This is a genomic window from Phytoactinopolyspora endophytica (assembly GCF_004138495.1).
In the GTDB taxonomy this organism is placed as follows: Bacteria; Actinomycetota; Actinomycetes; order Jiangellales; family Jiangellaceae; genus Phytoactinopolyspora; species Phytoactinopolyspora endophytica.
In genome coordinates this window covers 243,621-246,818 of the sequence record NZ_ML142859.1, presented here as the reverse complement: position 1 = coordinate 246,818, position 3,198 = coordinate 243,621, and the positions used below count along the sequence as shown (strand labels likewise).

The following is a 3,198-nucleotide window of genomic DNA, read 5'->3' as shown; positions in this document are numbered from 1 at the left end:
CGCCGCCTACTTCGTCGCCACCGAATCACTCACCAACGCCGCCAAACACTCCGACGCCACCCACTGCAACGTCACCGTCACCCTCGAGTTGCCCGCCGGCGTGTCGGGTGGGCCGTCGGACGACGGGGAGGGCGGTCGTGACCGCCCCTCGGCAGGCGCCGCCGTTCTGGCCGTCCGGGTCAGCGACGACGGCCGCGGCGGTGCCCACCTCGGCAAAGGACACGGCCTCACCGGACTCGCCGACCGCCTCGCCGGCGTCGACGGCCAACTCGCCATCGACAGCCCACCCGGCGCCGGCACCACCATCGCCGCCACCATCCCGCTGCCGTAAGCACAGGGTCGAAAGCACGTTGCGGATCAGGCCGTGCATGAGAGACGGCCGATTCTGAACCCGATGCCCTTTGCCGGACACTTATCGGGCATGAGAGAAGAGAGCCGAGAAGCCAGCGACGCCGAGCTGTGGAGACATGCGGCCGGCGGAGACGCCGATGCGTTCGGCCTCCTGTTCGACCGACATGCCTCGGCCGTCTACAACTTCTGTTTCCGCCGCATCGGCTCCTGGAGCGCGGCAGAGGACCTCACATCCGTCGTCTTCATGCAGGCCTGGCGCCGGCGGCGAGACATCCGGCCACAGGGCGACGACCTGCTGCCTTGGCTGCTCGCGGTCGCCAACAAGGTGGTCGGCAATGCTCATCGCTCCCGCAGGCGACACCGAGCGCTGCTCGCCAAGCTCGCGGAGGAGGCTCCCACGCCGGATCACGCCGAGGACGTCGCCTCGCGCGTGGACGACGAACGGACGATGCGCCGCGTCCTCGACGAGCTCGAGCAGATTCCACGGAAGGAAAGGGAGGTGATAGAGCTCTGCGTGCTGGGTGGGATGGCGTACGCGGACGCGGCGACCGTCCTCGGCATCCCCATCGGGACTGTCCGATCCCGGCTCTCCAACGCCCGCAAGCGGCTCCGCCAAACCCAGATACCCATTGCCGACGCATCCATCGCCGACACATCCATCGCCTTGGCTTCCGAGACCACGGAGGGTAAATCATGAGCAACGACATCGGAACCATCCCGGAGCACCGGCAGCTCAGCGCAGACCGGCACGCCGCCCTGCGGCGAAGCATGCTCCGGCAGTTCTCCGCTGAGCAACACCGGCCGCTGTACAAGCGGCCGCAGTCCGTCGCGGTGGGCGCCGCCACTGTGCTTGCGCTCGGCACCGCAGCCGCCGCGACATACATCGACTCCAAGCACGTCCCGCCATCCGACCAGCTCCGCTGCTACAGCAAGGCTGAGCTGGGCCGTGGCGACGACTTCCCCGGCGTCACCATGGGCCGGGCGACCACGCCCGGCACGGAGGAGGAGGCCGTATTCGAGAACGCGATCGACGGGTGCGCCACTGCCTGGCGCACCGGCATGCTCGTCGAAGGGGCGGACGAGCCCGCGGACCTTGGCGACTCCGATCCTAATGAGAACAACTTCCCGGTTCCGCGGCTCGCGGCGTGCGTTCTGAAGGACGGCGTCATCGGTGTCTTCCCAGGGGGTTCGTCGACCTGCCGCACGCTCGGCCTCCCGGAGCTGGCACCCGCCGCCGAGTAGAAGATTTTGTACCCGGCCAGGGGCCGCCGTTCGTAGATCATGGGACACTTGGGCCGTGCGCGTTGTACTCGCTGAAGATTCCATGCTGCTGCGTGAGGGACTCGTTCGACTGCTGGGCGAGGCCGGAGCCAACGTCGTCGATGCCGTCGGGGACGGCGAGGAGCTGGTGCGCGCCGTCGTCGAGCACAAGCCCGACGTCGCGATCGTGGACGTCAGGATGCCCCCGAGCTTCACCGATGAGGGACTGCGTGCCGCCATCGAGGCCCGCAAGCAGGTCCCGGCGACGGCGGTACTGGTCCTCTCTCAGTACGTCGAGGAGTCCTACGCCTCCGACCTCCTGGCCGATGGGAACGGCGGCGTCGGATACCTGCTCAAGGACCGGGTCTCCAACCTCGATCAGTTGTCGGACGCATTGGAGCGGGTGGCGTCCGGCGGCACGGTGCTCGATCCCGAGGTGGTGGCGCAGCTGTTCGCCCAGCGGCAGCGCGACCCGCTGGAGAAGCTCAGCCCTCGCGAGCGCGACGTGCTCAAGCTGATCGCAGAGGGCCGCACCAACTCGGCCATCGCTCGCACGCTCGTCGTGACCGAGGGCGCGGTGGAGAAGCACATCTCGTCAATACTCACCAAGCTCGACCTTTACCCGTCCGAGGACGAGCATCGCCGGGTGATGGCGGTCCTGGCGTGGCTGCAAGGGGCTGCGTAGAACAGGGGGATCTCAACCTCAGCGACACGACGGAAACGACCGGTTAACGTACGCGCGCGTCGTTACGTGCCAGGATCTACTGATGTCGTATCTGCTGAGGGTGATCCTGCCTGACCGGCCGGGTTCACTCGGAGGCGTCGCCTCTGCGATCGGTGAGGCCGGGGGTGACATCGTCGGCGTGGATGTGGTCGAGCACCGCCCCGACGGCCGGGCTGTGGACGACATCCTGGTCGATCTCCCTTCCGGCAAGCTTCCGGACACCCTGGTCAGCGCGTGTCAGTCGATCGACGGAGTCACGGTCGAGTTCGTCGGCCATTACAGCCCCGGGGCTCACCTGCACCGTGATCTCGAGGCCGTCGAGGCGATGACGGGCGACCCGCAGCACGCCACGGACATCCTCGTCGACCTCCTTCCCGGCGTCTTCCGATCCGGATGGGCGCTGGTGGTCTCATCCACCGACGGGCGCGTGACCGTGGAGCGAGCCGCCGGCGGCGCACCCGCCGCGGACGGCTATGCGGTGCCGTGGCTGCCGATGTCGCACCCGGTCCGCATCGTCGCCGACGACGGCTGGGCACCCGACTCATGGCAGGATGTCCTGGCGATCGGCGCGCCTCTGGACTCACCCGAGCGCGCCATCGTCTTCGGCCGTGACGGCGGGCCGCGCATTCTCGACTCCGAACACGCACGCCTCACCCACCTCGCCGCCCTGGCTGCGGTGATACAGAACAGCACCGGCATCACTGACGGCCTTCCCGAGCTCAAGCCCGACGACGGCCGTCACTCAGCCGACGGTAGCCAGCGCGAACGGCAGGACCTGAGCGGCGCCGGCCTGACGGAGCGCCCTCCCGGCAACGGTGACGGTCCAGCGCGAATCGACGAGGTCATCGACGAGCAGCACGACA

Annotated in this window: 5 protein-coding genes and 1 pseudogene; 5 read left to right on the top strand and 1 reads right to left on the bottom strand. The window is 68.4% G+C overall.

All coding sequences use genetic code 11. The annotated features are described in order from the left end of the window. The 5 genes and pseudogenes from ELR45_RS21235 to ELR45_RS42860 all read left to right on the top strand — a co-directional run. Window positions 1–331: sensor histidine kinase (locus ELR45_RS21235; RefSeq protein WP_338069604.1), on the top strand; the 331-nt coding region annotated here is incomplete at its 5' end. 90 nt (window positions 332–421) lie between these two features. Further along, a complete protein-coding gene (locus ELR45_RS21230) occupies window positions 422–1,048 on the top strand; it encodes an RNA polymerase sigma factor (RefSeq protein ID WP_129668126.1) in 627 nt (208 codons plus the stop codon). Further along, the gene (locus ELR45_RS21225; protein ID WP_129668125.1) at window positions 1,045–1,593 is read left to right on the top strand and encodes a hypothetical protein; all 549 of its coding nucleotides are present in this window, start codon (window positions 1,045–1,047) and stop codon (window positions 1,591–1,593) included. Before ELR45_RS21230 ends, ELR45_RS21225 begins: the two co-directional genes overlap by 4 nt. Window positions 1,594–1,648: 55 nt before the next feature. Beyond that, window positions 1,649–2,296 carry a response regulator transcription factor gene (locus ELR45_RS21220; RefSeq protein WP_129668124.1) on the top strand — a complete coding sequence of 216 codons (648 nt, stop codon included), beginning with the start codon at window positions 1,649–1,651 and terminating at the stop codon, window positions 2,294–2,296. A gap of 82 nt (window positions 2,297–2,378) precedes the next feature. After that, window positions 2,379–2,468: pseudogene (locus ELR45_RS42860) on the top strand (ACT domain-containing protein); the annotation flags it as partial. Window positions 2,469–2,915: 447 nt separating this feature from the next. Here the strand turns inward: ELR45_RS42860 and ELR45_RS42855 are convergent. Further along, complete coding sequence (locus ELR45_RS42855; RefSeq protein ID WP_420813914.1) at window positions 2,916–3,077, bottom strand: hypothetical protein; 162 nt, start codon at window positions 3,075–3,077, stop codon at window positions 2,916–2,918. Between the last annotated feature and the right edge of the window lie 121 nt (window positions 3,078–3,198).

Bases quoted from the DNA above. Each gene is read 5' to 3' on its own strand.
- ELR45_RS21230 (WP_129668126.1), top strand. From the start codon at position 422: ATGAGAGAAGAGAGCCGAGAAGCCAGCGACGCCGAGCTGTGGAGACAT.
- ELR45_RS21225 (WP_129668125.1), top strand. From the start codon at position 1,045: ATGAGCAACGACATCGGAACCATCCCGGAGCACCGGCAGCTCAGCGCA.